Origin of the sequence: Microbacterium sp. NPDC079356, assembly GCF_049545465.1 — a bacterium.
Classification (GTDB): domain Bacteria; phylum Actinomycetota; class Actinomycetes; order Actinomycetales; family Microbacteriaceae; genus Microbacterium; species Microbacterium gawkjiense.
Map to the genome: position 1 here is coordinate 750086 of NZ_JBMWDN010000001.1, position 26454 is coordinate 776539.

Annotated in this window: 30 protein-coding genes and 1 tRNA gene; 10 read left to right on the forward strand and 21 right to left on the reverse strand. The window is 70.4% G+C overall.

What is annotated here, in order from left to right; genetic code table 11:
* Positions 1–33: 33 nt before the first annotated feature.
* Entirely contained in the window at positions 34–240 is a 207-nt protein-coding gene (locus ACPEH0_RS03780; RefSeq protein WP_217531482.1) for a hypothetical protein, read from the forward strand.
* Here the strand turns inward: ACPEH0_RS03780 and ACPEH0_RS03785 are convergent.
* The 12 genes from ACPEH0_RS03785 to rplU form a co-directional block, all read right to left on the reverse strand.
* Entirely contained in the window at positions 223–546 is a 324-nt protein-coding gene (locus ACPEH0_RS03785; protein WP_254632211.1) for a hypothetical protein, read from the reverse strand. The genes ACPEH0_RS03780 and ACPEH0_RS03785 overlap by 18 nt on opposite strands.
* Before the next feature lie 125 nt (positions 547–671).
* Positions 672–1085, reverse strand: coding sequence for a hypothetical protein (locus ACPEH0_RS03790; protein WP_366212975.1), 414 nt, complete (start codon positions 1083–1085; stop codon positions 672–674).
* A 100-nt stretch (positions 1086–1185) separates the two neighbouring features.
* A tRNA-Ala gene (locus ACPEH0_RS03795) sits at positions 1186–1261 on the reverse strand.
* A gap of 72 nt (positions 1262–1333) precedes the next feature.
* Positions 1334–1711, reverse strand: coding sequence for a ribosome silencing factor (gene rsfS / locus ACPEH0_RS03800; protein WP_366212974.1), 378 nt, complete (start codon positions 1709–1711; stop codon positions 1334–1336).
* A complete protein-coding gene (locus tag ACPEH0_RS03805; protein WP_366212973.1) occupies positions 1711–2943 on the reverse strand; it encodes a hypothetical protein in 1233 nt (410 codons plus the stop codon). Before ACPEH0_RS03805 ends, rsfS begins: the two co-directional genes overlap by 1 nt.
* Complete coding sequence (gene nadD / locus ACPEH0_RS03810) at positions 2940–3536, reverse strand: nicotinate-nucleotide adenylyltransferase (protein WP_064002209.1); 597 nt, start codon at positions 3534–3536, stop codon at positions 2940–2942. Before nadD ends, ACPEH0_RS03805 begins: the two co-directional genes overlap by 4 nt.
* A 10-nt stretch (positions 3537–3546) precedes the next feature.
* On the reverse strand, positions 3547–3771 hold the full coding sequence (locus tag ACPEH0_RS03815; RefSeq protein ID WP_217531486.1) for a hypothetical protein: 225 nt from the start codon (positions 3769–3771) through the stop codon (positions 3547–3549).
* A 44-nt stretch (positions 3772–3815) separates the two neighbouring features.
* Positions 3816–5075 (reverse strand): glutamate-5-semialdehyde dehydrogenase, encoded by a 1260-nt coding sequence (locus ACPEH0_RS03820; RefSeq protein WP_217531487.1) that lies wholly within the window; start codon positions 5073–5075, stop codon positions 3816–3818.
* Between the two features lie 42 nt (positions 5076–5117).
* Entirely contained in the window at positions 5118–5948 is an 831-nt protein-coding gene (gene proB, locus ACPEH0_RS03825; RefSeq protein WP_064002212.1) for a glutamate 5-kinase, read from the reverse strand.
* Positions 5945–7450, reverse strand: coding sequence for a GTPase ObgE (obgE, locus tag ACPEH0_RS03830; protein WP_217531488.1), 1506 nt, complete (start codon positions 7448–7450; stop codon positions 5945–5947). The genes proB and obgE overlap by 4 nt, the downstream gene beginning before the upstream one ends.
* A gap of 71 nt (positions 7451–7521) precedes the next feature.
* Positions 7522–7779, reverse strand: a complete 258-nt coding sequence (gene rpmA / locus ACPEH0_RS03835) for a 50S ribosomal protein L27 (RefSeq protein ID WP_064002214.1) — start codon at positions 7777–7779, stop codon at positions 7522–7524.
* A 21-nt stretch (positions 7780–7800) separates the two neighbouring features.
* Entirely contained in the window at positions 7801–8109 is a 309-nt protein-coding gene (rplU, locus tag ACPEH0_RS03840; RefSeq protein ID WP_064002215.1) for a 50S ribosomal protein L21, read from the reverse strand.
* Between the two features lie 211 nt (positions 8110–8320).
* On the opposite strand from rplU, the gene ACPEH0_RS03845 reads away from it, so the two are divergent.
* Entirely contained in the window at positions 8321–8593 is a 273-nt protein-coding gene (locus ACPEH0_RS03845; protein ID WP_217531489.1) for a DUF4031 domain-containing protein, read from the forward strand.
* Positions 8594–8602: 9 nt separating this feature from the next.
* Here the strand turns inward: ACPEH0_RS03845 and ACPEH0_RS03850 are convergent, their stop codons facing one another.
* Complete coding sequence (locus ACPEH0_RS03850; protein WP_366212972.1) at positions 8603–10876, reverse strand: Rne/Rng family ribonuclease; 2274 nt, start codon at positions 10874–10876, stop codon at positions 8603–8605.
* Between the two features lie 302 nt (positions 10877–11178).
* Here ACPEH0_RS03850 and ACPEH0_RS03855 point away from each other — a divergent pair, with 302 nt between their 5' ends.
* Positions 11179–11784: a vitamin K epoxide reductase family protein gene (locus ACPEH0_RS03855; protein WP_366212971.1), complete on the forward strand. Its 606-nt coding sequence runs from the start codon at positions 11179–11181 to the stop codon at positions 11782–11784.
* Between the two features lie 53 nt (positions 11785–11837).
* On the opposite strand, the gene ndk is transcribed toward ACPEH0_RS03855, so the two are convergent.
* The 4 genes from ndk to ileS are packed head-to-tail and all read right to left on the reverse strand — an operon-like array spanning position 11838 to position 17374.
* A complete protein-coding gene (ndk, locus tag ACPEH0_RS03860; protein WP_064002219.1) occupies positions 11838–12254 on the reverse strand; it encodes a nucleoside-diphosphate kinase in 417 nt (138 codons plus the stop codon).
* Position 12255: 1 nt separating this feature from the next.
* The gene (locus ACPEH0_RS03865; protein WP_366212969.1) at positions 12256–12651 is read right to left on the reverse strand and encodes a DUF4233 domain-containing protein; all 396 of its coding nucleotides are present in this window, start codon (positions 12649–12651) and stop codon (positions 12256–12258) included.
* Positions 12648–14000, reverse strand: coding sequence for a bifunctional folylpolyglutamate synthase/dihydrofolate synthase (locus ACPEH0_RS03870; RefSeq protein WP_366212968.1), 1353 nt, complete (start codon positions 13998–14000; stop codon positions 12648–12650). The genes ACPEH0_RS03865 and ACPEH0_RS03870 overlap by 4 nt, the downstream gene beginning before the upstream one ends.
* On the reverse strand, positions 13997–17374 hold the full coding sequence (gene ileS, locus ACPEH0_RS03875) for an isoleucine--tRNA ligase (protein WP_366212967.1): 3378 nt from the start codon (positions 17372–17374) through the stop codon (positions 13997–13999). Before ileS ends, ACPEH0_RS03870 begins: the two co-directional genes overlap by 4 nt.
* Positions 17375–17595: 221 nt before the next feature.
* Between ileS and ACPEH0_RS03880 the strand changes: the two genes are divergently transcribed.
* Positions 17596–18258, forward strand: a complete 663-nt coding sequence (locus ACPEH0_RS03880; protein WP_217531493.1) for a hypothetical protein — start codon at positions 17596–17598, stop codon at positions 18256–18258.
* Complete coding sequence (locus ACPEH0_RS03885; RefSeq protein ID WP_217531494.1) at positions 18255–18767, forward strand: GNAT family N-acetyltransferase; 513 nt, start codon at positions 18255–18257, stop codon at positions 18765–18767. Before ACPEH0_RS03880 ends, ACPEH0_RS03885 begins: the two co-directional genes overlap by 4 nt.
* On the opposite strand, the gene ACPEH0_RS03890 is transcribed toward ACPEH0_RS03885, so the two are convergent.
* A complete protein-coding gene (locus ACPEH0_RS03890; protein ID WP_217531495.1) occupies positions 18764–19177 on the reverse strand; it encodes an OsmC family protein in 414 nt (137 codons plus the stop codon). The two genes, ACPEH0_RS03885 and ACPEH0_RS03890, sit on opposite strands and share 4 nt — an antisense overlap.
* A gap of 48 nt (positions 19178–19225) precedes the next feature.
* Between ACPEH0_RS03890 and ACPEH0_RS03895 the strand changes: the two genes are divergently transcribed.
* From ACPEH0_RS03895 to ACPEH0_RS03905, 3 genes are read left to right on the forward strand one after another with little or no spacing between them, the layout of a single operon-like run.
* Positions 19226–19969, forward strand: coding sequence for a methionine ABC transporter ATP-binding protein (locus ACPEH0_RS03895; RefSeq protein ID WP_217531496.1), 744 nt, complete (start codon positions 19226–19228; stop codon positions 19967–19969).
* Positions 19966–20658 (forward strand): methionine ABC transporter permease, encoded by a 693-nt coding sequence (locus tag ACPEH0_RS03900; protein ID WP_366212965.1) that lies wholly within the window; start codon positions 19966–19968, stop codon positions 20656–20658. The genes ACPEH0_RS03895 and ACPEH0_RS03900 overlap by 4 nt, the downstream gene beginning before the upstream one ends.
* A gap of 45 nt (positions 20659–20703) precedes the next feature.
* Positions 20704–21513, forward strand: a complete 810-nt coding sequence (locus ACPEH0_RS03905; protein WP_366212964.1) for a MetQ/NlpA family ABC transporter substrate-binding protein — start codon at positions 20704–20706, stop codon at positions 21511–21513.
* A gap of 140 nt (positions 21514–21653) precedes the next feature.
* Here ACPEH0_RS03905 and ACPEH0_RS03910 read toward each other — a convergent pair whose 3' ends face one another.
* A complete protein-coding gene (locus ACPEH0_RS03910) occupies positions 21654–22487 on the reverse strand; it encodes a type IV toxin-antitoxin system AbiEi family antitoxin domain-containing protein (protein WP_366212962.1) in 834 nt (277 codons plus the stop codon).
* Positions 22488–22760: 273 nt separating this feature from the next.
* On the opposite strand from ACPEH0_RS03910, the gene valS reads away from it, so the two are divergent.
* Positions 22761–25337: a valine--tRNA ligase gene (valS, locus tag ACPEH0_RS03915; protein WP_366212961.1), complete on the forward strand. Its 2577-nt coding sequence runs from the start codon at positions 22761–22763 to the stop codon at positions 25335–25337.
* 1 nt (position 25338) lies between these two features.
* The gene (locus ACPEH0_RS03920; protein ID WP_217531501.1) at positions 25339–25587 is read left to right on the forward strand and encodes a hypothetical protein; all 249 of its coding nucleotides are present in this window, start codon (positions 25339–25341) and stop codon (positions 25585–25587) included.
* A gap of 7 nt (positions 25588–25594) precedes the next feature.
* Here ACPEH0_RS03920 and ACPEH0_RS03925 read toward each other — a convergent pair whose 3' ends face one another.
* Both ACPEH0_RS03925 and ACPEH0_RS03930 read right to left on the reverse strand, forming a co-directional pair.
* Positions 25595–25810, reverse strand: a complete 216-nt coding sequence (locus tag ACPEH0_RS03925; protein WP_217531502.1) for a hypothetical protein — start codon at positions 25808–25810, stop codon at positions 25595–25597.
* Positions 25807–26406 carry an ArsR/SmtB family transcription factor gene (locus ACPEH0_RS03930; RefSeq protein WP_217531503.1) on the reverse strand — a complete coding sequence of 200 codons (600 nt, stop codon included), beginning with the start codon at positions 26404–26406 and terminating at the stop codon, positions 25807–25809. The genes ACPEH0_RS03925 and ACPEH0_RS03930 overlap by 4 nt, the downstream gene beginning before the upstream one ends.
* Positions 26407–26454: the final 48 nt, after the last annotated feature.

Here is a 26454-nt window from a genome sequence, read left to right on the forward strand (position 1 = left end):
CGCCGCGAGACTGGCGGAGTCGAAAGGATCATCGTGAGCGCTGACAGCACCTCGCACTCCCCCGAGCTCGACCGCTTCATCGGCGGTGAACAGGAGGGCCTCCCGCCCGCCCCCGAGGGCGCATCCGACAACGGGGCGGCCGTCGACCCCGACGAGCGGTTCCACGTCCCCGAGGACGGTGACCTCACCGTCGATGCGCAGCTCGCGCAGGACGACCCGGACTCAGACGACGGGCTCTGATACCTCCCGGCTCGACGCGACGGGCGAGCGCCAGACCAGGACGGCGACGACCCCTGCCAGGATGACGGCGGTCAACGCGATCGGGACGGGGATGATGCTGAAGAACACGGCTGCGTAGCTGATCACGCCGTCGAGGACGCGATCCTCCGCGAGCGTGAGGTGGAGCTGATCCGCCGAGATGCTCACCGCGACGACGAACACGAGATCGAAAAGCAACTTGAGAGAGGATGCCGCCCGCCCCGGCTCGTGCGGATCGCGCGGCCTCATCAGGATCAGCCGTAGCGTCGAGGGCAGGGGAGTGTTCATCGGGTTCCCCGGGTCATGCGCACCATGGTGGCATCCCGCCCGTCACGGGCCCGGCAAATCACGACAGCCGTTGACGTGTCGTTCGCACGTCCCACCGGTACGGCCCCGCTCGCCGAGCCCAGGTGTTACGGGTGCTGAGGCCCGAAAGGACGACGAAAAGCGCGGAGGACGAGCCAGAAGGTGAGAGTACCGACGAGCGCCACCGCAGCAACGAAGATCGCAACGGTGCCCCCGTTGCCGAAAAAGCCGGCGACGGCGAGACCGACACTGGCCGGGACGAGATTCGCGAGGAATGCAGCAGTCAACGGTGCGGAATCGCCGTCACCCTTGTCCGCGAGCAGCAGCACGATGATGAAGGCGACCAACCCACCGGCGGAGTGCAGCGCGAAGAAGTACCCGATGAGCTCCCCATTCGTCGCGAAAGGGTTGAGCTCCGGCTGCGGGATCCAAACGGCTCTGATCGCCGCGAGGGCGGACAGTATGAGGACCGCGGCGAACAGAGCCAGGATCATCTTCATCTGGGTCGACGTGCGCTCCACGGGTTCCTCCTGCGGCCGGTGCCATGCGCTCACCATCTCATGCCCAGGGTGGACGCCCACCTTTCCGCGAAACACAAAAACCCCGGCGAACCGGGGTGTTTGGTGGACCTGAGGGGACTCGAACCCCTGACCCCCTGCATGCCATGCAGGTGCGCTACCAGCTGCGCCACAGGCCCTTGGTCGCCGCTCGCGGCAACTCATTCAGCTTACTACACGCCGAGGAGTGCTCTGAACACGAGGCGACATCGTCACTCGCTCGGAGTCGGCTCCGCGATCGCCACAGGGATGACCGGGCAGTCCTTCCACAGGCGCTCGAGCCCGTAGAAGACCCGCTCCTCCTCGTGGAAGACGTGCACGACGAGGTCGCCGAAGTCCAGCAGCACCCAACGCGACTCGTCGCGCCCTTCGCGGCGCAGACGCTTCTGCCCGGCCTCGAGCATCTTGTCCTCGACCTCGTCGGCGATGGCGGCAACATTGCGCTCGCTGTTTCCCGTCACGAGGAGGAACGCGTCGATGAGCGGGAGCGGACCGGAGACGTCGAAGGCGACGAGATCCGTGCCGCCCTTGCTGTCGGCGGCGGAGGCGGCCACCTGGACGAGTTCGTGCGTGTGCTCTGCAGCGACCATCAGAAACTTCCGTTCACAAGGATGAGGACGAGCACTGTCGCGATGGCGAGCCCGAGGGCTCCGGCGCAGATCGCGAGTGTCATCATGAGGCGGCTGCCCTTTTCGGGCGCCGGGGGGCGGATGATGTCATCCGCACTCTTGATCGTACTGATCGCGGCCGACGCGGCGATCGGGGTGGGCGACGACGCCGGCGGGAGTTCCCCGTCCATGAGGGCGGCGTCGGCATCCTTCCCGTCGGAGACCCCGGGGGCTCCACCGGTCGAGCCGAACGTGTCGGGCAGCTGGTAGCTGCCCGTGATGATCAACTCACCGGTACCGAGGATCGGGACCGACAGCGAGCCGGTGTCGGGCGTCTGCGACAGGATGAGGGCGTTCGGCGCGGAGGCGGACCCGCTCCCTCCCCGGGTCAGCAGGTGGTCGAACGACGGCGGCAGTTCGACGTGCGCCGCCCCGTCCTCGAGCAGCTGCGCGCCGAGATCGGGCGCGACGACGCGCGCCGGCTCCTGCTCCTCGTCGTGCGCCTCCGTCTCCTTGCGCTCCGCGGGTTCGGCGGCGGCGGCGTCGGCCGGTTCGTCGGCTCCCGCCTCTGCGGGCGCGTCGTCCTGTGCGCGCTCCTCCTCGGCGAGATTCTCGTGCTCCGCAGACTCGTCGCCGTGGGCCGCGGGCTCCTCGTCGTCGACATCGTGCGCGTCCTCGTCGACATCGTGCGCGACCTCGTCGACGGCTCCGTGCGCGTCCTCGTCGACGGCTCCGTGCAGCGGCTCGGCCTCGATCTCGTCCGCGGGCTCATCGACAGCAGGCTCGTCCGCCGCTGCAGGCTCCTCGAGGTGTTCGATGTCCTCGGCGTCGACGACGTCGGGAGCATCCTCGGGCGCCTCATCTCCGGCGTCGGCCTCGGTCTCCGAGGTGGGGACGTCGCCGGTGTCGGTCGGGATCACCTCGACGGTGCCGGTGCGCAGCTTCTCCAGCAGACGCGCCTGTCGCCGCGTGACGGGACGCGCGTCCGGGTCGAGGTCGGAGAGACCGTCGAGCGCGATCGGCGTCCGCTCGGGCGCGACCTCGGCTTCGTGGGCGGCGGCCGCCTCGGCCGCTTCCTCCGCGGCGGCATCCGACATCTCGGCATCCGCCTGCGCCTGCTCGGGGGTGATGATGGGCGTGGATGCCGTGTTGCGCAGCTCGCGCAGTTGGCGCCGGGTGAGCGGCGGAGTGCTCGGCTGGTCAGGTGTGCTCATGCCTTGCTCCGATACAGGTGATGCTTCGCGATGTATTGGACGACGCCATCCGGGACGAGGTACCAGACGGGGTGTCCACGGCTCACGCGAGCGCGGCAGTCGGTGGAGGAGATCGACAGGGCGGGGATCTCGAGCTTGCTGACGTCCTCAGCCGGCAGCCCGTCGACGCTGAGCGTGTGCCCCGGACGCGACACCGCCACGAAGTGCGCGAGCTCCCACAGCTCGGCGACGTCGCGCCATCCGAGGATCTGCGCGATGGCGTCGGCCCCGGTGATGAAGAAGAGGTCGGCGTCGGGCCGCTGCGCCTTGAGGTCCCGCAGGGTGTCGATCGTGTAGGTCGCCCCGGTCCGGTCGACGTCGACGCGGCTCACGGTGAACATCGGGTTGGATGCCGTCGCGATGACGGTCATCAGATACCGGTGCTCCGCCGAGGAGACGCCCGACTTCTGCCATGGCTGACCGGTCGGGACGAAGATGACCTCGTCGAGATCGAACGACTGAGCGACCTCGCTCGCCGCCACGAGGTGGCCGTGATGGATCGGGTCGAACGTGCCGCCCATCACACCGATACGCGGTGCGCGCGTGGTTGCCATGGACACGGCCTCAGTGGTGGCCGTGGCCCGCCTGCTGCACGGGGTTCTTCGCGGCGTACGCCTCGGCCTTGTGCGCGTGGCGGTTCGCCACGTTGCGGTACGACACCGACACGAGCGCGAGCAGCAGGAAGAGCACGAAGGCCACCACACCGTAGACGAAGGTCGTGGCCATGACGTTGCCGCCCTGGTGCTCGGCCTCCGCCGCAGCGGAAACGATGGTCGTCGCGAGATTCATTCGGGCTCCGTTCGAGGGGTCGGGTGCAGGAACAGTTTAGGTGGTCAGGAGCGGATCTGCCCGGCGCCCCGCGCCAGCCACTTGGTGGTCGTCAGCTCCGGGAGGCCCATGGGGCCCCGCGCGTGGAGCTTCTGCGTCGAGATGCCCACCTCAGCGCCGAAGCCGAACTCGCCGCCGTCGGTGAAACGGGTCGACGCGTTGACCATGACGACCGCGGCATCCACCTCGGCGAGGAACCGCTCCGCGGCCGCGTCGTCGGCCGTGATGATCGACTCGGTGTGCTGTGTCGAGTAGCGCCGGATGTGCGCGAGGGCCTCGTCGAGGTCGTCGACGACACGCACCGAGATGTCGAGGCTCATGTGCTCGGTCGCCCAGTCGGCCTCCGTCGCGGGGACCACATCGGCCGCCAGTGCCGCGGTGGCGTCGTCGCCGTGGACGGTGACCCCCTGGGCCTGCAGAGCGGCCACCACGGGCGGCACGAGGCGCTCGGCGGCGCCCCGATGCACCAGCAGAGTCTCGACGGCGTTGCATACGCTGGGGCGCTGCACCTTCGCGTTGACGGCGATGTCGGTCGCCCACTCGAGCGGAGCCGATTCGTCGAGGACGATGTGCACGACGCCCGCACCGGTCTCGATGACCGGCACCGACGACTCCGTGACGACCGTCTCGATCAGCTGCGCGCTGCCGCGCGGGACGAGGACGTCGACGAGTCCGCGGGCGCGCATGAGCGCCCGCGCGCCGTCCCGACCGAAGTCGTCGACGGTCTGGATGGCCTCGGGGTCGACGCCGGCCTCGGCGAGGGCGCCGCGCATGACGGCGATGAGGGCCGCGTTCGAGGACTGCGCAGCGCTCCCGCCGCGAAGGACCACGGCGTTGCCCGACCGCAGCGCGAGGGCGGCGATGTCGACGGTCACGTTGGGGCGGGCCTCGTAGATCGAGCCGATCACCCCGAACGGGACGGACACCTTCTGCAGGTGCAATCCGTTGGGCAGGACGCGCTCATCGAGCACGCGACCCACGGGGTCAGGGAGCTCGGCGACGTCGCGCACGGCGGCAGCGAGGGCGCGCACCCGCTGATCGTCGAGCGTCAACCGATCGAGCAGGCCGGTCGAGAGGCCGTCGGCGCGGCCGCGCGCCAGGTCCTCGGCGTTGGCGGCGACGATGGGCGCGATGTTCGCCTCGATCGCGGCGGCGATCGAGCGCAGGAGGTCGGCCTTGGCGGCATCCGTCAACAGACCCAGGGACCGGGACGCGGTGCGCGCCGCGTGCATGCGCTCCTGGGGGGTGGTCGCGGTGATCGTCATCCGCCAAGTCTAGAGCGGACGGATGCCGCCGCTCCCCCCGTGTCAGGCCTCGGGAACCCGCACGGACCCGGTGATCGACGGCGCGGCCGGATGCGGGTTCGGCGCGAACCACGTGCCCACCTCGTCGCCGCGGAGCGCCGCGTGCACGAGATCGGCGCTCGTGACGAGCACCGCGATCCCCGCAGCGGACGCGAGCCGGGCCGCCGACACCTTCGTGGCCGCTCCCCCGGTGCCGACGCTGTTCACGACGACGGAGCCGAACTGGTACCCGGCGAGGTCGTCACCGAAGTCGACGCGCGTGATGGGGACGGCGCCGGGCTCGTCGGGCGGGCGGGTGTAGAGCGTCTCGATGTCGCTCAGCAGCACGAGTGCGTCGGCCCCGATCAGCTGGGCGACGAGGGCGGCGAGCCGGTCGTTGTCGCCGAAGCGGATCTCGTGGGTCGCGACGGTGTCGTTCTCGTTGACGATCGGCAGGATCCGCAGACCCAGCAATCGCTCCATCGCGCGTCGCGCGTTCGAGCGGTGCGTCGGGTTCTCGAGGTCGCCCGCCGTCAGCAGGACCTGACCCGCGACGATCTCGAACGGGCGCAGCGCCTCCTGGTAGCGGTAGATGAGGACGTTCTGCCCCACCGCGGCGGCCGCCTGCTGCGTGGCGAGGTCGCTCGGACGCGCGTCGAGGAGCAGGAACGGCATGCCGGTGGCGATGGCGCCGGAGGAGACCAGCACGACCTCGGTGCCGCGCGCGTGCGCCTCGGCGAGGGCATCGACGATCGGTCCGATCTTGCCGGCGTTCTCACCGCTGATCGAGGACGACCCGACCTTCACCACGACACGGCGTGCGCCGGCGAGGCCCGCGCGGTCCTGCAGCGTCACGACGCGTCCTCGTCCTCCCCGCGGGCCGCGAGGCGCTCGGACTCGAGCTCGGCGCGGGCCTCGGCCTTCGCATCCATCCGCTCGTGATAGCGGTCACGGCGCTGGGACGTCGTCCGACGCGGGTTCAGATCGAGTCGGGGGTCGGTGCCGCGCGGCGCGGTCATGAGCTCGGCCGCGGACCCGAGGGACGGGTGCCAGTCGAACACGATGCCGTCACCGGGGCCGATCACGACCGTCGACCCGGCCTGCGCGCCGGCCTTGAAGAGGCCGTCCTCGACGCCCAGCTTCTCGAGGCGGTCCGCCAGGAATCCGACGGCCTCCTCGTTCTGGAAGTCGGTCTGCTGCACCCACCGCACCGGCTTGTCGCCGAGGATGCGGAAGATGTTGCCGTACGTGCCGCCCTCGACGCGGATCTCGAAGTCCTTCGTCGATCCCTTCGGGCGGATCACGACGCGCTCCGGCGCGGGCGCGGCAGCGAGGGCCGCGCGGTGCTCCTCGACGATCTCGCCGAGCGCGAAGGTCAGCTGACGCAGACCGTCGCGGCTGACGGTCGAGATGTCGAACACGCGGAAGCCGCGCGCTTCGAGCTCGGGCCGGACGAGGTCGGCGAGGTCCTTCGCCTCGGGGACGTCGAGCTTGTTGAGTGCGACGAGCTGCGGACGCTCCAGCAGGGGCACCTGGCCCTCGGGCACGGGGTAGGCCCCGAGCTCGGCGAGGATCACGTCGAGGTCGCTGAGGGGATCGCGACCGGGCTCGAGCGTCGCGCAGTCGAGGACGTGCACGAGCGCCGTGCAGCGTTCGACGTGACGCAGGAACTCGAGTCCCAGACCCTTGCCCTCACTGGCACCCTCGATGAGGCCGGGCACGTCGGCGACGGTGTACCGCGCATCGCCGGCCTGGACGACCCCGAGGTTCGGGTGGAGCGTCGTGAACGGGTAGTCGGCGATCTTGGGCCGCGCGGCGGAGATCGCCGCGATCAGGCTCGACTTGCCGGCGGACGGGAAGCCCACGAGGGCGACGTCGGCGACCGTCTTCAGCTCGAGGTGGACATCGCCCTCCCAGCCGGGCGTGCCGAGTAGCGCGAAGCCGGGGGCCTTGCGCTTGGGGTTCGCGAGCGCCGCGTTGCCGAGACCGCCCTGCCCGCCCGGCGCGACCACGAAGCGGATGCCGGGGGTCGCCATGTCGATGAGGGTTTCACCGTTGTCGTCTTTGACGACCGTGCCGACGGGGACGGTGAGCTCGAGGGGCTCGCCGTTCGCGCCGGAGCGGTGGTCACCCATGCCGAACCCGCCGTTGCCGGCCGAGCGGTGCGGCGAGTGGTGGTACGACAGGAGCGTCGTCACCTGCGGGTCGGAGACGAGGACGATGTCACCGCCGTGCCCGCCGTTGCCGCCATCGGGGCCGGCGAGCGGCTTGAACTTCTCGCGCTTGACAGAGACGCAGCCGTTGCCGCCCTTGCCCGCGCGCAGATGCAGCGTCACGCGGTCGACGAACGTCACCATGCGATGTCTCCTATCAGGGGAAAAGACGAGGGGCGGGCCGTAGCCCGCCCCTCGTGAAGGATTGCGTCCGATTACTCGGCGACCGACACGATGTTGACGACCTTGCGGCCGCCCTTCGTGCCGAACTCGACCGCGCCCGCGGCCAGCGCGAACAGCGTGTCGTCGCCACCGCGGCCGACACCGGCGCCCGGGTGGAAGTGGGTGCCGCGCTGACGGACGATGATCTCGCCGGCGAGGACCTGCTGGCCGCCGAAACGCTTCACGCCGAGGCGCTGTGCGTTGGAGTCACGACCGTTACGGGTGGAGCTTGCGCCCTTTTTGTGTGCCATCTCTCGTGTCCTCTCGGCTTCTTACTTGATGCCGGTGATCTTGACGCGCGTGAGGTCCTGGCGGTGGCCCTGGCGCTTCTTGTAGCCGGTCTTGTTCTTGAACTTCTGGATGACGATCTTCGGGCCGCGCTCCTCGCCGAGGACCTCGGCGGTGACCTTGACCTTCGCGAGCTTGTCGGCGTCGGTCGTCACGGCGTCGCCGTCGACGAACAGGACGGCGGGGAGCTCGATCTTGTCGCCGACCTTCGCCGCCTGACGGTCGAGGACGACGATGGTGCCGACCTGGACCTTCTCCTGACGGCCACCGGCGCGCACAACTGCGTAAACCACTTCACACCTTGTTTCTTCTGTGGAGCGCTCGGCTCCGATTGTCTGATGAGACTGGAAGTCGTGGTGCGGAAGCCAGGCTCTGCGTCGCAACTGCCTGCGACACGTGACGCACCAAGGAGCCAGAATACCCGATCGCCGCAGTCAGGGCAAAAGCGCGGCCCGGCGCGCCGCGGCCGGTCCCCCTCGCGCGGTGCGGTCATATGATCGGCGGATGGCCATCCTCGTCGACTCCGCGATGTGGCCGGCGCACGGCAGGCTCTGGGCCCACATGGTGTCGGACAACGACCTCGACGAGCTCCACGCCTTCGCGGCGACCCACGGCATCCCGCCCCGCGCCTTCGACCGCGACCATTACGACGTCCCCGAGGACGCGATCGACCGCCTCGTGGCGGGCGGCGCGGAACGCGTGAGTGCGCACGACCTGGTCCGTCGGCTGATCGCCTCGGGACTGCGCGTCACCGCCCGCGAGCGCCGCGGACGGTGACGTGCGCGTTCAGTCCTCGGTCGGGGTCTGGACGGGCGTGCCGGTCAGCGCGGCGGTCGTCACGCGACGACGCGCGCGCCCCTGACCGGGCGCCTTCGGCTCGGGCAGCGCCTCGAGCACCGAGTCGAGCAGGCGGTCGGCGTCGGTCTTGGCGGGCTCCGCCTTCTTGCGGCGCGGGCGCTTGGGCCGCTCGGGACGCTCAGCGACGGGCTCCTCCGCGACGACGGCGGCGGGCTCCTCGTGCGGCTGGATGGTGGATGCCGCGATCTGCGCGAGCGCGGACTTCACACCCTCGGTGATCACGTGCGTGCCGCCGGGTGCCGGTGCGGCGGCGGCGCCGTTCTGCGCCGGCGCGGAGCCGCCGTTCTGACGCGGGCGCCGGTTGTTGCCGTTGCCGTTGCCCCCGCCCGACGAAGTGCGGTGCTTGACGACCGGGTCGTGGTGCACGATGACGCCGCGACCGGCGCACACCTCGCACGCCTCACTGAAGGTCTCGAGCAGCCCGAGGCCGATCTTCTTGCGGGTCATCTGCACGAGGCCGAGCGAGGTGACCTCGGCGACCTGGTGCTTCGTCCGGTCGCGGCTCAGGCACTCGACGAGGCGGCGCAGGACGAGGTCGCGGTTGGACTCGAGCACCATGTCGATGAAGTCGACGACGATGATGCCGCCGATGTCGCGCAGCCGCAGCTGGCGGACGATCTCCTCCGCAGCCTCGAGGTTGTTCTTGGTGACGGTCTCCTCGAGGTTGCCGCCCGTGCCGACGAATTTGCCGGTGTTGACGTCGACGACCGTCATGGCCTCGGTGCGGTCGATGACGAGCGATCCGCCGGAGGGCAGCCACACCTTGCGGTCGAGCGCCTTCTCGATCTGCTCCGTCACGCGGAACACGTCGAACGGGTCCTGCTCCCCCTCGTACTTCTCGATGCGCTCGAGCAGGTCGGGGGCGACGCCCGTGAGGTAGGACGTGATCGTCTGGTACGCCTCATCCCCCTGGATGAGCATCTTGCGGAAGTCCTCGTTGAAGACGTCGCGGACGATCTTGACGAGCAGGTCGGGCTCGGAGTGCAGGAGCGCGGGCGCCTGGCCCGTCTGAGCCTGCGTGCTGATGTGCTCCCACTGCGAGGTGAGGCGCTGCACGTCGCGGGTGAGCTGCTCCTCGGTGGCTCCCTCCGCCGCGGTGCGCACGATGACGCCCGAGGACTCCGGGAGGACCTCCTTGAGGATCTTCTTGAGGCGGGCGCGCTCGGTGTCGGGGAGCTTGCGCGAGATGCCGTTCATCGCTCCGCCGGGCACGTACACGAGGTAGCGGCCGGGGAGCGAGATCTGGCTGGTCAGTCGCGCACCCTTGTGGCCGACGGGGTCCTTGGTGACCTGCACGAGGACGCGGTCGCCGGACTTGAGGGCGAGTTCGATCCGGCGCGGCTGGTTGCCGGTCTCGACGGCATCCCAGTCCACCTCGCCCGAGTACAGCACGGCGTTGCGACCGCGACCGATGTCGACGAAGGCCGCCTCCATGCTGGGGAGCACGTTCTGCACGCGGCCGAGATAGACGTTGCCGATGAGGGAGGCATCCTGGTTGCGCGCGACGTAGTGCTCGACGAGGACGTTGTCCTCGAGCACGGCGATCTGGATGCGGCCGCCGCGCGAACGAACGATCATGTCGCGGTCGACCGACTCGCGGCGCGCGAGGAACTCCGCCTCGGTGACGACGGCGCGCCGACGGCCCGCCTCGCGTCCGTCGCGGCGACGCTGCTTCTTGGCCTCGAGGCGCGTCGAGCCCTTGATGCGCTGCGGCTCGGTGATGACCTCGACGACGCGACGACGCGGCGCCGCCGGCTCGTCGTTCTGTTCGGACGTGTTGCCGCCGCCGCGCCGGCGGTTGCGGCGACGCGATCCCCCGGATGCCTCGGCTCCGGCGTCGTCGCGGTCGTCACGATCGTCGCGCGACAGGGCAGGGAGCGGGGCGACCTCGGGGGCGTAGAAGTGCAGCGCGGTCGACACCGCGGAGACGAACCGCTCCGGGAGCAGACCGAGGCTCACGGCGGTGGGGATCGCGGGGGCGGCGGGCTCTTCCGGTGCCGCCGGCGCTTCCGCCGCGGGCGTCTCGGTCACGGGCTCCTCCTCCGCGGGCGCCTCCTCCGCGGGCGCGTCCTCGGTCGGCTCGGCGGGCTGCGACTCCGCCTCGACGGGCTGACCGGTCTCGGTCCCGCCGTCGGCGTCGTGAGGCGTCAGAACGCCCTCGGTCGCATCGGATGCTGTCGTGTCGTTCGTCTCATCTGCCATCTCTGGCTTACTCCCAGCCGACGGCTCCGCGTGCCGTCCGGCGAAAATCGGGCGGCTCCGCTCCGGTCTCGGAGGTGTGCCGCGAACTCATCTGGTCTGCAGCCGATCCCCGCACTCGCGGCGGGGTGATGCTGCGCGGGCGTTGCTCGCCCGAAGTCTTCTGGTGACATCCTGGCGGCGCGGCCGCGGGGACGTCGACCCCCATTATCCCACTTCCCGAGCCGGAGCCGTGACCGACGCCCTCGGATCTGCACGGCCGGCGCCTCAGGGAGCGGATCACGCGCGGTGCGATAATCGCCCGCATGCCCTCCCCGAGCCGCACCTCCCGCCCGACCGTGTTCGCCCTGTGGCTCATCTTCGCCGGCGTCGTGGGCTGGTTCGCCGCCTTCCAGCTGACCACCGAGCGCTTCCATCTCCTCGAGAATCCCGGGTCGGCGGCATCCTGCGACATCAGCCTGCTCGTCCAATGCGGCAAGAACCTCGAATCGGCGCAGGGGTCGGTGTTCGGGTTCCCGAACCCGATCCTCGGACTGACGGGCTGGGTCGCGCCGATCATCGTCGGTGCGGCGCTGCTGGCCGGCGCGCGCTTCGCGCGGTGGTTCTGGGTGCTGTTCGGGGTCGGCGTCACCGCCGCCTTCGCCTTCGTCCTCTGGCTCATCTCGCAGAGCATCTTCGTGCTCGCGACCCTCTGCCCCTGGTGCATGGTCACGTGGTCGGTGACGATCCCGACGTTCTTCGCCGTCGCCGTGCATCTGGTGCGGGTCGGCGCGCTGCCGGCCTCCGCGGCCGCACGCCGTCGCGCGGACGCCCTGATGGCGTGGACGCCGCTCATGGCGATCGTCGCCTTCGCCATCATCGGGGTGATCGCGCAGGTGCAGCTGGACTGGATCTCGGAGTTCACGCGCTGACACGACGAAGCGCCCGCCCCGATGACGGGACGGGCGCTCTCATTGACCGCGGGTCAGTCGAACCAGATGGCGAGCTCGCGGTTCGCGGACTCGACGCTGTCGCTGCCGTGGACGAGGTTCTGCTGGACGGCGAGACCCCAGTCGCGGCCGAAGTCGCCGCGGATGGTGCCCGGTGCCGCCGTGGTCGGGTCGGTGGTGCCGGCCAGGGAGCGGAACCCCTCGATGACGCGGTTGCCGGCGAGGCGGATGGCGACCGAGGGCCCCGACATCATGAACTCGAGCAGCGGCTCGTAGAAGGGCTTGCCGGCGTGCTCGGCGTAGTGCTGCTCGAGACGCTCACGGTCGGGCTCGACGAGGCGGATGTCGACGAGCGAGTACCCCTTCGCCTCGATGCGGGCGAGGATCGCGCCGGTGAGTCCGCGGGCGACCCCGTCGGGCTTCACCAGGACGAGGGTCTGTTCGGTGGCCATGTCAGTCTCCGTTCTTCTCCGCCTCGGCGGCGAGTGAGGCGTTGCGCGCATCGAGCGCGCCGCCCTTGATGGTGCCATAGACGTACAACGCGCCGAAAACGGCCGCCGCGATGAGGAGCGCGGGCACGAGGATCGCCCCGAGCGCGATGACGACCTGCAGAGCGCCGCCGGCGATGACCGCCCAGCGGTACCGGGTGACCCCTGCGAGGGCGATCATCAGGAGGCCGAGGACGACGCCGCCGACGATCCCCCACCACGGCTCGATGCCCTCGGGCAGCGCGCGCAGGCCGTAGACCGCGAGACCGGCCAGGAACGCGACGATCGACTCGAACCCGAGGATGACCGAGAGGAGCGATTCCCGGGCGCCGCGCCGGCGGCGCCCGCGCGGCCCGCTCACGCCTCGTACCCCGACTTCCAGTCCTCCGCCTCGGCGAGCACGACGGCTTCGCCGGCGAGCACGACGCTGCCGGCGATGACGATGGCCCGGCGGTCGGATGCCGCGGCCCACGCACGCGCGGCCTCGGCGGCATCGGCGAGGTCGCGGTGGACCGTCACGGGTGTCTCGGTCTGCTCGACGAGGTCGGCGACGGCATCCGGTTCCTCCGCCCGGTCGGACTCGGGCGCCGTGGCGAACACGTGCGCGACGGCGGGCGCGAGCGTGCCGACGATGCCGGCGACGTCCTTGTCGGCGAAGGCGCCGAGAACGAGGCCCCACTCGTCGAAGTCGAACGACTCGCCGAGCGCTGCGACGAGCGATCGCGCGCCATGCGGATTGTGGGCGCTGTCCACGAGCACGGTGGGCGCGACTCCCACGAGCTGCAGGCGCCCCGGCGAGGTGGCGGCGCCGAGTCCGTCGGCCAGCACATCGGGGGCGATCGGCTGCGTGCCACCGCCGATGAGCGACTCGACCGCGGCGATCGCGAGGGCGGCGTTGCGCCCCTGGTGCGCGCCGTAAAGGGGCAGATACAGCTCCTCGTAGGTCGCGGCGAGTCCGCGGACCGTGAGCAGCTGACCGCCGACCGCGAGCTTCTGGTCGAGCAGGCCGAACTGCTCGCCCTCGACGGCCAGGGACGCACCCTGAGCCCGCGCGGCCGTCGTCAGCACGCTGAGGGCGGCGGGTTGCTGCGCCGCCGAGACGGCAGCCGCGTTCGGCTTGATGATCCCGGCCTTCACCGTCGCGATCTCGGCGATCGTGTCGCCGAGCTTGTCGGCGTGGTCGATGTCGATGGGGGCGAGGACCGCGACGTCGCCGTCGGCCGTGTTCGTCGAGTCCCACGCACCGCCCATGCCCACCTCGATCACGGCGACGTCCACGGGGGCGTCGGCGAACGAAACGAAGGCGAGCACGGTGAGCAGCTCGAAGAAGGTGAGCGGCGGCTCGCCCTTGCCGTCGAGCTCCTCGTCCACCAGCGCGACGATCGGAGCGATCTCGTCCCACGCGTCGGCGACCGCGGCGTCGGCGATCGGCTCGCCGTCGATCATGATCCGCTCCGTGAACCGCTCGAGGTGGGGGCTGGTGAACAGCCCCGTGCGCAGGCCGTGGGCGCGCACGATCGATTCCGCGATGCGGCTCGTCGACGTCTTGCCGTTCGTGCCCGTCACGTGGATGACGCGGTAGGTCCGCTGCGGGTCGCCGAGGAGCTCGAGGGCACGACGGGTGCGCTCGACGCGGGGCTCGACCCACCGCTCGCCCTGCCGCTGCAGGAGCGCCGCGTACACGGCATCCGCTCGGGTCCGGTCGCTCATGAGGTCGCTCCGATCCGGCGGACGCCGATGGTGAGGTCGCCGGCGTTCGCGTACGTGCCGGCGGGGACGGATACCGTGTACTCGGGGCTCGAGCGCAGGGCCTCGCCGCGCAGCGTGTCGCCGTCGGCGGTCGCGACGAGGTCGGCGACCGACAGCGTCTCGCCCGCGACGTCGGCGACGTCGAACGCCGCGGCGACGGCTTCGGCGTCGGCACGGTCGGCGAAGGTGAGCTGCAGCGCGATGCGGTCGCTCACCTCGAATCCGGCCGCCTTGCGGGCGTCCTGCACGGCGCGGATGACGTCGCGCGCGAGGCCTTCGGCCTCGAGCTCGGGCGTCGTCGTGGTGTCGAGCAGGACGAAGCCGCCGCGCGGAAGGAGCGCGATCGCGGTGCCCTCGGCGACGCCGCCCGCCTCGAGCGTGAGGTCGTACTCCCCCGGCTCGAGCGCGATGCCGTCGACGACGACCACGCCGCCCTCCTCGCTCCACAGGCCCGCCTTGGCGCCCTTGATGACGTGCTGCACCTGCTTGCCCAGGCGCGGCCCCGCGGCGCGCGCGTTGACCGCGAGACGCTGGCTGATGCCGTACTGCTCGGCCAGGCCGTCGGTGAGCTCGACGACCTCGACCGCCTTGACGTTGAGCTCGTCGCGGACGATGTCCTCGAACTGCGCGAGTCCGTCGGCGCCCGTCACGGCGACCGTCAGCGACGCGAGGGGCAGACGCACGCGCTTGCCCTCCTTCTTGCGCAGCGCGTTGGCGACCGACGAGACCTCGCGCACGGTGTCCATGGCTTCGCGGATGTCGGATGCCGCGGCGAACCGCGCGGCGTCGGGCCAGTCCTCGAGGTGCACGCTGCGACCCCCGGTGAGTCCCTGCCAGACGCGCTCAGCGACGAGCGGGATGAGGGGCGCTGCGACGCGGGTGAGCGTCTCGAGCACCGTGTAGAGCGTATCGAACGCCTCGGTCGTGCTCGGGTCGGCGGCATCCACCCCCACCCAGAACCGGTCGCGGGAGCGGCGGATGTACCAGTTGGTGAGCGCCTCGGCGAACTCGCGGAGCTTGGCGGCGGCCATCGTCGAGTCGAGCGCCTCGAGGTCGGCGGCGACGTCGCGGACGAGGTCGCCGGTGAGCGCCAGGATGTGACGGTCGAGGACGTTCGTGGAGTCCGTGCGCCAGACGGCCTCGTACCCCTCGCCGTCGGGTCCGCCGGCCGCGTTCGCGTACGTCGAGAAGAAGTACCAGGCGTTCCACAGCGGCAGGAGGAACTCGCGCACGCCAGAGCGGATGCCCTCCTCGGTGACGACGAGGTTGCCGCCGCGCAAGACGGACGAGCTCATCAGGAACCAGCGCATCGCGTCGGAGCCGTCGCGGTCGAAGACCTCGCTGACGTCCGGATAATTGCGCAGGGACTTCGACATCTTCTGCCCGTCGCTGCCGAGGACGATGCCGTGGCAGGCGACGCCCGAGAACGCGGGACGGTCGAACAGCGCACCCGAGAGCACGTGCATGACATAGAACCAGCCGCGGGTCTGCCCGATGTACTCGACGATGAAGTCGGCGGGGGCGTGCTCGTCGAACCACTCGCGGTTCTCGAACGGGTAGTGCACCTGCGCGTACGGCATCGAGCCGGAGTCGAACCACACGTCGAACACGTCCTCGATGCGGCGCATCGTGGACTGCCCGGTCGGGTCGTCGGGGTTCGGCCGGGTCAGGTCGTCGATGAACGGGCGGTGGAGGTCCACCTCGCCGGCCTCGTTCACCGGCAGGCGACCGAAGTCGCGCTCGAGGTCCTCGAGCGAACCGTAGACGTCGACGCGGGGGTACTCGGGGTCGTCGCTCTTCCACACCGGGATCGGCGAGCCCCAGAACCGGTTGCGGCTGATCGACCAGTCGCGCGCGCCCTCGAGCCACTTGCCGAACTGTCCGTGCTTGACGTTCTCGGGCGCCCACGTGATCTGCTCGTTGAGCTCGGCGAGGCGGTCCTTGATCGAGGTGACCCGCACGAACCAGCTCGAGACGGCCTTGTAGATGAGGGGGTTCCGGCAGCGCCAGCAGTGCGGGTACGAGTGCTCGTACGACGCCTCGCGCAAGAGGCGCCCCTCGGCCTTCAGCAGGCGGATGAGGGGACGGTTCGCGTCCATCCACAGCTCGCCGGCGACGTCGGTCACCTGCGGCAGGAAGCGTCCGCCGTCGTCGAGGCTCATGATGAGCGGGATGCCGGCGGCCCCCGTCACACGCTGGTCGTCCTCACCGTATGCCGGGGCCTGGTGGACGATGCCGGTGCCGTCGGTCGTGGTGACGTAGTCGTCGACGAGGATGCGCCAGGCGTTCTGCGTGGCCCACGTCTCTTCGTCGGCGTAGTAGTCGAACAGGCGGTCGTACGCGACGTCGGCGAGCTCCGCTCCGCGGACGGTCTGGTCGACGGCGGCGCGCGCCTCCTCGGCGGAGGCGTAGCCGAGGTCCTTCGCGTAGTTCGCGAGGAGGTCGGCGGCGAGCAGGTAGCGGTGGGACTGCCCCTCGAGGGCGTCCTCGTGAACGTCGGCGGCGCCGGCGGGACCGCCGGGCAGGACCACATACTCGATGTCGGGTCCGACGGCGAGCGCGAGGTTGGTCGGCAGGGTCCACGGCGTCGTCGTCCAGGCGAGTGCGCGGACGGCGGTGAGGCCCAGGGTCTCGGCCTTCGCGCCGACGAGCGGGAAGGTCACCGTCACCGACGGGTCCTGGCGCATCTTGTAGACGTCATCGTCCATGCGCAGCTCGTGATTGGACAGCGGCGTCTCGTCGCGCCAGCAGTAGGGCAGCACGCGGTGGCCCTCGTAGGCGAGGTCCTTGTCGTAGAGCTCCTTGAAGGCCCACAGCACCGACTCCATGTACCCGGTGTCGAGCGTCTTGTAGCCGCGCTCGAAGTCGACCCAGCGGGCCTGCCGGGTGACATAGTTCTCCCACTCCTGCGTGTACTCGAGCACGGAGGAGCGCGCCTTCGCGTTGAAGGCGGCGATCCCCATGTCCTCGATCTCGCTCTTCTCCGTAATCCCGAGCTGCTTCATCGCCTCGAGCTCGGCGGGGAGGCCGTGCGTGTCCCACCCGAAGACGCGGTCGACCTTCTTGCCGCGCATGGTCTGGAAGCGCGGGAAGAGGTCCTTCGCGTACCCGGTGAGGAGGTGCCCGTAGTGCGGCAGGCCGTTGGCGAACGGCGGACCGTCGTAGAACACCCACTCGTCGGCGCCGTCGCGCTGCGCGATCGAGGCGCGGAACGTGTCGTCCTGCTCCCAGAACGCGAGGACCTCGCGCTCGAGGTCGGGGAAGCGCGGGCTCGGGACGACGGCCGCGGGCGCGTCGGCGGCCGGGCCGAAGGCGGAAGGTCGGGGGTAGGTCATGTCACTCCTGCAGGTCTGCTCCTGCGAGGACGATCCGGAGACCGCGGTACCACCCCGCTTGATGCCACCCGGATCCGGGGGCACCCACTCACCTGCGGCGATGACGGGCCTGCCCCGCTCGGTTCTACTGGGCGGCGGACCGCTGTTCTTCCGAGAGCTCCCCGGTGATGGCCGGATCGGTGCTGATGTCCACAATCATACCGTCGGCATAGCCTGGCGTCATGGCCCGCCCCCGCACCCGTCCCGAGCCGCCCCGCATCCCCGATCCCGATCTGCCCCGCGCGCTCGAACCCGCGACGCTGCGCCGGTCGGGCGCGTTCTCCGAGGCGCGCATCGACCTCGACCCCGGAACGACGGATGCCGCGCACAGCCGCATCAGCGAGAGCGTCGTGGCCCCGGCATCCGTCCACTCCCTCGATCTGACCGGCGCGATCCTGGCGGACGTCGTCCTCGACGCGGTGTCGACAGCCGAGCTGGTCGCCCGCGAGGGGACGTGGCGGACGGTCGTGGTGCGCGGCGGGCGGATCGGCACGCTCGACCTCTCGCGAGCGCGGTGCGACGGGCTCGTCCTCGACGGCGTGCGGGTCGACTACCTGACGGGTGGGGGCGCGACCCTGCGCGACGTCGAGGTGAGCGGATGCCGCATCGGCACCCTCGACCTGCCGGGCGCCCGCGTCGAGCGCCTGCGGTTCGCCGACACGGCCGTCGACGAGATGGACCTGCGGGAGTGGCAGGCGAGCGACGTCGACCTGCGCGGCGCCGAGGTGCTGTCGTTCACGGATGTCCGGATGCTGCGCGGCGTGACCGTGACCGCCGACCAGGCGGCCTCGCACGCACTCGCGCTCGCGGCATCCCTCGGGATCGACGTCCGGACCGGCGAATGAGGCTGCGTACTGCCCGGTTGGTTCTCCGAGACATGGGCGAAGACGATCTGCCGGCGCTCCGGACGATCCTCACCGACCCGGTTGCGATGACCGCCTACGAAGGGGCCTTCGCCGAGGCGGAGTGCCGGGCGTGGCTCGATCGCAACCTGCAACGTTACGAGGAGGACGGGTTCGGGCTCTGGGCGGTCGAGCTCGCCGCCGAGCCGGGCGGGATGATCGGCCAGTGCGGGATCACCCGCCAGCGGATCGAAGACGTCGAGGTCCTGGAAGTCGGGTACCTCTTCCAGCGGGCGCACTGGCATCGGGGATACGCGACCGAGGCCGCCGCGGCGTCACGCGACTGGGCCTTCCGCAACCTCGACGCCCCGACCGTGTGGGCAAAAGTCCGCGACACGAACATCGCGTCCATGAACGTCGCCATCCGCCTCGGGATGACGGTCCGTCGCCGCTTCGTCACCCGCTACCGAGGCGTCGACATGCCGCACCTCGGTTTCGCCGTGGACCGCTAGGAGGCCCACTCCTCCGCACGGATGCCGACGGTCGCCGCACCCTGCAGCAGGCGGGAGATCGGGCATCGATGGTGGGCGGCAGCGACGAGTTCCTCTGTCTCGGCGAGGGTGCGTCCCTCGGCGGAGACGAAAGCGGTGACGTGGAACTCGTAGCCGCCGCGCTCCGGGGAGTCGTGGAGCTCGACCTCGACGCGGACCCGAGTCCGGTGCGCGGCCTTCACGATCGCCTGCAGGGTGGCGTCGAGGCAGGTGGCCCAGGCGAGGGCGAGCAACTGCTCGGGATTGCTGCGCGACAGGTCCGCATCGGGGCTCAGCGGGTTCGAGACCGCGACCTCCAGGCCGCCGACGACCCGGCTGACACCCGTCCCGCCGTCGTCGTTGATCGCCTCGGTCCGGTACCTGGTGCTCATGGCAGAACTATAATTGGACTTCATCCAACAACGTTCTGAGGTCCGTCCGTGCTGCCTGCGCCCCCTGTCGAGCTCGCTCGCGCAGGTGTGGAGTACCCCGGAGGCGTCCGCGGTCTCGCGGACGTGGACCTGACCGTCGCGGACCGCGAGATCCTCGGCGTCATCGGCGAGAGCGGCGCCGGGAAGAGCACCCTCCTCTCGGTGCTGACGGGTGAGGTCGCCGCCACCTCCGGCACGGTCAGCGTGCTCGGCCAGGATGTCGGACGGCTCGGTCGAACGGGGCTCCGCAGCCTGCGGCGCGAGATCGGCGTCGTCTTCCAGGGCGTGCATCTCCTCGCGAATCGCACCGTGCGGCAGAACGTCGACCTCCCGCTCGCCCTCCGTCCCCGGAGCGAGCGGTCAGCCCAGGCCGTCGATGATGCGCTGCGCTTCGTCGGGCTCGACCACCGGGCCGACGCGTATCCCGCCCAGCTGAGCGGTGGTCAGCGCCAGCGCGTCGGCATCGCCCGCGCCCTCGTGACGCGCCCCCGGCTGCTGCTCTGCGACGAGCCCACGTCGGCGCTCGACGCGGCTACCGCCGGCGAGGTGCTCGATCTTCTGCGCGACGCCCGCGATCGCTTCGGGACGACCGTCGTGATCGTCACCCACGACCTCGACGTCGTCCGCTCGATCTGCGACCGCGTCGCCCTGTTCGACGACGGCCGGCTTGTCGAGATCCTCGCGGTCTCCCCGACCGCACGCGGCGAGCGCGAGACGTACCTCGATCGCGCGCGACGGGAGCTCGGCGCATGAACGACCCCGACGACGTCCTCGCCTCGCTCGGAGCGTCGCTGGCCGAGCGCGGCGACGACCTCATCGAGGCCCTGGGCGAGACCGGCTACATGCTCGGCGTCTCGCTGGCGGCCGCCGTGCTGCTCGGCCTGCCCCTCGGCGCCGCCGTCTACCTCACCCGCCCCGGGGGCATCCGCCCGCAGCGGGTCGTGTGGACCGTCGCGAACGTCCTCATCAACGTCATCCGCTCGTTCCCGTTCCTGCTGCTGGTCGTGTTCCTCGTGCCGGCGACCCGGGCGATCTACGGCACCACCTTCGGCACGCCCGCGGCGACGTTCTCGCTGTGCGTCGTCGCCGTCGCCGTGTACGGCCGGCTGGTCGAGCAGATCCTCCGCGAGGTGAGCCCCGGCATCCCCCGCGTCGCGCAGACCCTCGGGGCCACGGTGCCGCAGACCGTGTGGCGCTTCTTCCTGCCCGAGGCGCTGCCGGGTCTCGTGTACGCGCTGACCTCGGCGAGCATCAGCCTGCTGTCCTACTCGACCGTCCTCGGCGTGGTCGGCGGCGGCGGGATCGGAGACTTCGCGCTGCGGTACGGCTACCAGGAGTACGACGACGCGCTCATGTACTTCACGATCCTCGTCATCCTCGCCATCGTCCTCGTGATCCAAGCGGTCGGGCAGCGGATCTCGGTCCGCCTCGACCATCGCTGAGCGTCCGCCACCACCGGCATCCACCCCCATCCCACAAGGAGCACCATGTCCCCGCGCCGCCTCACCCTCGCCGCCGCCCTCACGGCCGCCACCGTCGCCTTCCTGGCCGGCTGTGCCTCACCCGCCGCACCCGGCGGTGAGCAGGTGCAGAGGCTGCGGGTCGGCGCCGTCACCTCGCCCATGACCGACATCGTCGAGGCCGCCGCCGACGAGATCGAGGACGGCTACGCCATCGAGCTCGTCGAGGTCGCCGACTACGTCACGATCAACAAGATGCTCGCCGCCGGCGACATCGACGCGAACTTCTCGCAGCACGAGCCCTACATGCAGGAGTTCAACGCCGCGAACGACGCGTCGCTGACAGCGGTCCAGCCGATCTACAACTTCACGATCGCGTTCTACTCGAAGACGATCGACGACATCGCCGACCTGCCCCAGGGGGCGACCGTCGCCATTCCGAACGACGCCTCCAACACCGGCCGTGCGCTGAAGATGCTCGCCGACGCGAAGATCATCACCCTCGCCGAGGGCGTCGACCCGTACGAGGCGACCGTGGACGACATCGCCGAGAACCCGAAGGACCTGCAGTTCCTCGAGCTCCAGATCAACCAGCTCAACACGGCGTACGACGAGGCCGACCTGGTCTTCCAGTGGCCGTCCCACATCGCGGCCCTCGGCCTCACCCCGCAGGACGACGGGCTGCTGACCGAGCTCGACGACCGCTTCGCCCTGCAGCTGGTCGTCCCCGAAGAGGACGCGGATGCCGCCTCCACCGAGGCGCTCATCGACGCGTTCACGAGCGACCCGGTGCGCGAGATCATCGACGGCAACGAGACGATCGAGGCCGCGTTCTGACGCGCTGACGCCGGCCGCGGCGCGCGGCGCGTCGCTGTGCGGAGGTTCGCGAGGAGATGACGCGTCCCGAGGGGCGGATCCCGGCATCCGCTCCTCGATAACCTCCATCTCCTCGCGAACCGTCACCGACAGCGTCACCGTCACCGCTCAGCGAGATGCAGCCCCTGCGCCACCGCGCGCGCGACGGCGTCCTGCACGACGTGCCAGCGATGCACGACCTGCGCGTACCCGACGCGGATCACGTGGTACCCGAGCAGCATCAGTTCGGCGTCGTGGGCGTTGTCCCTGTCGCGCTGCGCGCCGACGTGGGTGCCGCCGTCGATCTGCAGGACGAGGCGATCGCCCAGCAGGAAGTCCACGCGATGTCCGGCGATCCAGGCCTGCGGCACGATGGGCACCCGCAGCCACGCGAGCCGCGGCGGGATGAAGGACTCGAGGCCCGAACCGGAGAAGGGTGTCACCTGGGCCAGGACCTCGCGTGCCCGTCCGCGGAACGGCAGCCGACGGAGCGCGGGCAGCTGGACCAGTCCCCGCTCGATCGCGGACTCCCACATCGCGAGGGCCTCCTCGAACGGCAGACAGCTCGCGCTGAGCGCGAGGACGTTCTCGATCGGGTCGACGAGCGCGTCCGGTGCGCGCGGCACGATCGGCTCGGACCAGTGGACGACCGTGCCCGGGTCCTCGGTCCGGACGGATCCCGAATGAGCGGATGCCGCGACGTGCGCCGCTTCCGCGTGCAGCACCCACAGCCCCAGCCGCTGCGCTTGCGTGACGCACGAGAGGACGACCCCTGCAGCGGCCGCGGCGCGTAGCGCGGGGTCGCTCGCCGGGAGGGCGACCCACCCTCGTCGCGGCCGCACGAGCTCCCCGGCGTCCACCGCCGTGCGCATCGCGCGCTCACTGAAGCCGAGTCGGCGCAACACCGCCGATCGGACGATCCCACCTCGCTGCGCCACCGCATCCGTCACCCTCATCCGCACAGCCTGCGGCCCTGACCGGCCGAGGAACCGGCACCGCCGGAACGGTGTGCACGGGCGCGGCCCGGTGCGCACCGGGGGGGGAAGCGGCGGAGGTTCGCGAGGAGATGACGCGTCCCGAGGCCCGGATCCCGGCATCCGCTCCTCGATAACCTCCATCTCCTCGCGAACCGTCACCCGTCCGGCTGACGCCTCGGCGGTAGACTGGCTCGGCACCCACACTCAGGCACGCTCACACAGTGCCGCACATATCGCTCGAGGAGCCCCACCATGACGAATGCGCACATTCCCGACAAGCCCGCCCTGGAAGGCCTCGAGCAGAAGTGGGATGCCGCGTGGTCCGACGCGGGCACGTACCTGTTCGACCGCGACGCGGCCAAGGCGAAGGGGCGCGCGGGCGTCTTCTCTATCGACACGCCTCCCCCGACGGCATCCGGCTCGCTCCACATCGGGCACGTGTTCAGCTACACCCACACCGACGTGAAGGTGCGCTACGAGCGCATGCGCGGCAAGACGGTGTTCTACCCGATGGGCTGGGACGACAACGGTCTGCCCACCGAGCGACGCGTGCAGAACTACTACGGCGTGCGCTGCGACACCTCGCTGCCCTACGACGCGGACTTCACGCCGCCCTTCCGCGGTGACGCGAAGAGCCTGAAGCCGGCCGACCAGGTGCCGATCAGCCGTCGCAACTTCATCGAGCTCTGCGAGGAGCTGACGATCGAGGACGAGAAGCAGTTCGAGGACCTGTTCCGCAAGCTCGGTCTGTCGGTGGACTGGACGCAGACGTACCGCACGATCTCGGACGACACGATCCGCACCAGCCAGCTCGCGTTCCTGCGGAACCTCGACCGCGGTGAGGCCTACCAGGCCATGGCGCCCACCCTCTGGGACATCGACTTCCGCTCGGCCATCGCGCAGGCCGAGCTCGAGGATCGCGATCAGCAAGCCTCGTACCACCGCGTCGCCTTTCACAAGAGCGACGGTTCGGGCGACATCCACATCGAGACGACGCGGCCCGAGCTGCTCCCCGCGTGCGTGGCACTCGTGGCGAACCCCGACGACGAGCGCTACCAGCCGTACTTCGGCTCCACCGTGCGCACCCCGCTGTTCGACGTCGAGGTGCCGGTCCTCCCCCACCCCCTCGCGGTGAAGGACAAGGGCACGGGCATCGCCATGATCTGCACGTTCGGCGACGTGACCGACATCATCTGGTGGCGCGAGCTCGACCTGCCCAACCGCACGATCCTCGGCCGCGACGGCCGCATCATCGACGAGGCCCCCGACGTGCTCGTGACGGATGCCGCGAAGGCGGCGTACGCGGAACTCGCCGGCAAGACGGTGTTCAGCGCCAAGAAGCGCATCGTCGAGCTGCTGCAGGAGTCCGGCGAGCTGCTCGAGGTGTCGAAGCCGTTCACGCACCCCGTGAAGTTCTACGAGAAGGGCGACCGTCCCCTCGAGATCGTCTCGACGCGCCAGTGGTACCTCCGCAACGGCGCCCGCGACGCGGAACTCCGCGACAAGCTCATCGAGATGGGCCGCGGGATGGGCTGGCACCCGGACTTCATGCGTGTGCGGTACGAGAACTGGACGAACGGCCTCACCGGCGACTGGCTCGTCTCTCGCCAGCGCTTCTTCGGTGTGCCGATCCCGGTCTGGTACGGCCTCGACGAGAACGGCGAGCGGGACTACGACCGCGTGCTGACCCCCGATCTCTCGCGTCTCCCGGTCGACCCCACGACGGACGTGCCCGACGGCTACACCGAGGACCAGCGCGGCGTGCCCGGCGGCTTCGACGCCGAGCGCGACATCTTCGACACCTGGGCGACGTCGTCCCTGACCCCGCAGCTCGCGGGCGGCTGGGAGCGCGACCCCGAGCTCTGGAACCTGGTCGCCCCGTTCGACGTGCGCCCGCAGGGGCAGGACATCATCCGCACGTGGCTGTTCTCGACCATGGTCCGCTCGGTGCTCGAGGACGGCCGCGCGCCGTGGACGGATGCCGCCATCTCGGGCTTCATCGTCGACCCCGACCGCAAGAAGATGTCGAAGTCCAAGGGCAACGTCGTCACGCCCGCCGACATCCTCGACGCGCACGGAACCGACGCCGTCCGCTACTGGGCGGCTTCCAGCCGTCTCGGCGCCGACGCCGCGTTCGACCCGCAGAACCCGACGCAGGTGAAGATCGGCCGCCGCCTGGCGATCAAGGTGCTGAACGCGGCGAAGTTCATGCTCTCGTTCCCCGTCCCCGAGGACGCTCGCATCACGCACGCGCTCGACGCGTCGATGCTCGCGACCCTCGACCAGGTCGTCCGGGATGCCACGAAGGCGTTCGACGCCTTCGACCACGCCCGCGCGCTGGAAGTCACCGAGGCGTTCTTCTGGACCTTCTGCGACGACTACCTCGAGCTCGTCAAGGAGCGTGCGTACAACCAGGCCGACGCCGGTCAGGCGTCGGCAGCGCTCGCGCTCCGCATGGCCCTGTCGACGCTCCTGCGTCTGCTCGCGCCGGTGCTCTCGTTCGCCGCGGAGGAGGCCTGGTCGTGGTTCGAGGCGGGGTCGGTGCACACCGCCTCGTGGCCCGAACCGCTCGGCATCGAGGGCGACCCGGCCGTGCTGCGGACGGTGGGCGAAGCGCTCATCAGCGTGCGCCGCGCGAAGACCGAGGCGAAGGCCTCGCAGAAGACGCCGGTCGCGTCGCTGACCATCACGGGACCGGATGCCGCACTCGACGCCATCCGCTCGGCCGAGGGCGACCTGGCCGCCGTCGGACGCATCGTGCAGGTCTCGTACGCGACCGGCGACACGGTGTCGGTCGGCGACATCGTCCTCACCCCGCAGGAGGCCTGACATGCAGCTCGGAACCCGTTGGACCAGCGGCGACCAGCCGCCGTCCGCCGTGCCGGAGATCCTGCGAGAGCAGATCGCGGCCGTCGATGCCACGATCGACCAGGATCCGCTCGGCCAGCCCCGCCCACGATGGACGCTGACCTGGCTCGAGGGACGCCCGGTCGCGGAGCTCGAGACAGGGGTCGTCGTGCGTGTGGGCCGCGAGGGCGAGATCGTCGTCGGTCATCTCGACGACGACGGTATGGCCTGACGGGGGCTCAGCCGCGCGGGTGACGCGCGAGGTGCGCGGCGACGTCGGCGCGGGTGCGCTCGACGTGCTCGTCGGCGGCTGACTGCGTCAGTGCCTGCTCGGCGCGGCGCATCATCCGTGCGGCCACGGCGCGCTGCACCGAGGCCGACGCCGCGAGCAGTGCCGCCTCGAGCCGGGTCGGACGCGCGGCGACGTCCAGCACAGGAATGGTGATCGTGGTCATCGTCCGTCTCCGTCCTCGGGAAGCTGGAACACGTCCACCCGGATGGTGAACGGCAGTCGGTCGGGCTCTTCTTCGCGCCCGCGGGCACGGGCGACGGCCTCGTCGACGACGGCGGACAGACGCTCGATGAGCGCCATGGCGTCATCGCGCGTGAGGTGGATGTTCGCGGTGGAGATCATCGCGGCGTCGTCCTCCTTGTCGGGCGACGCGATGCCCTCGCTGACGTGACGCATCAACTGCTGGTGCCGGCGACCGAGGAACTCGTTCATGATGAGCTGCGTGGCGGACCGGATGGCCGGCGACGCGAGGGCCTCGGGGCTGTCGAAGGAGACGGACTTGTCCGCACGCTCCCACCACCGCTCCCGCGCCGAACCCCGGTCGGGGATCTCGCGGATGAGGTCCTGTTTGGCCAGCGCCCGCAGGTGGTAGCTCGTCGCCCCCGACGACTCCCCCGTGCGCTCGGCGAGCGAACTCGCCGTCTGGGGGCCGTACTGCGACAGGATGTCGAAGAGCTGCACACGCAGTGGATGCGCGAGGGCACGGAGGGCCCCGGCATCCAATTTGCGGTCTTCGCGCACCTGTCGCTGTTCGATCATGATGCAAAGATACCTTTGCATGGCTAGCTTTGCAAGTTTTTCTTTGCA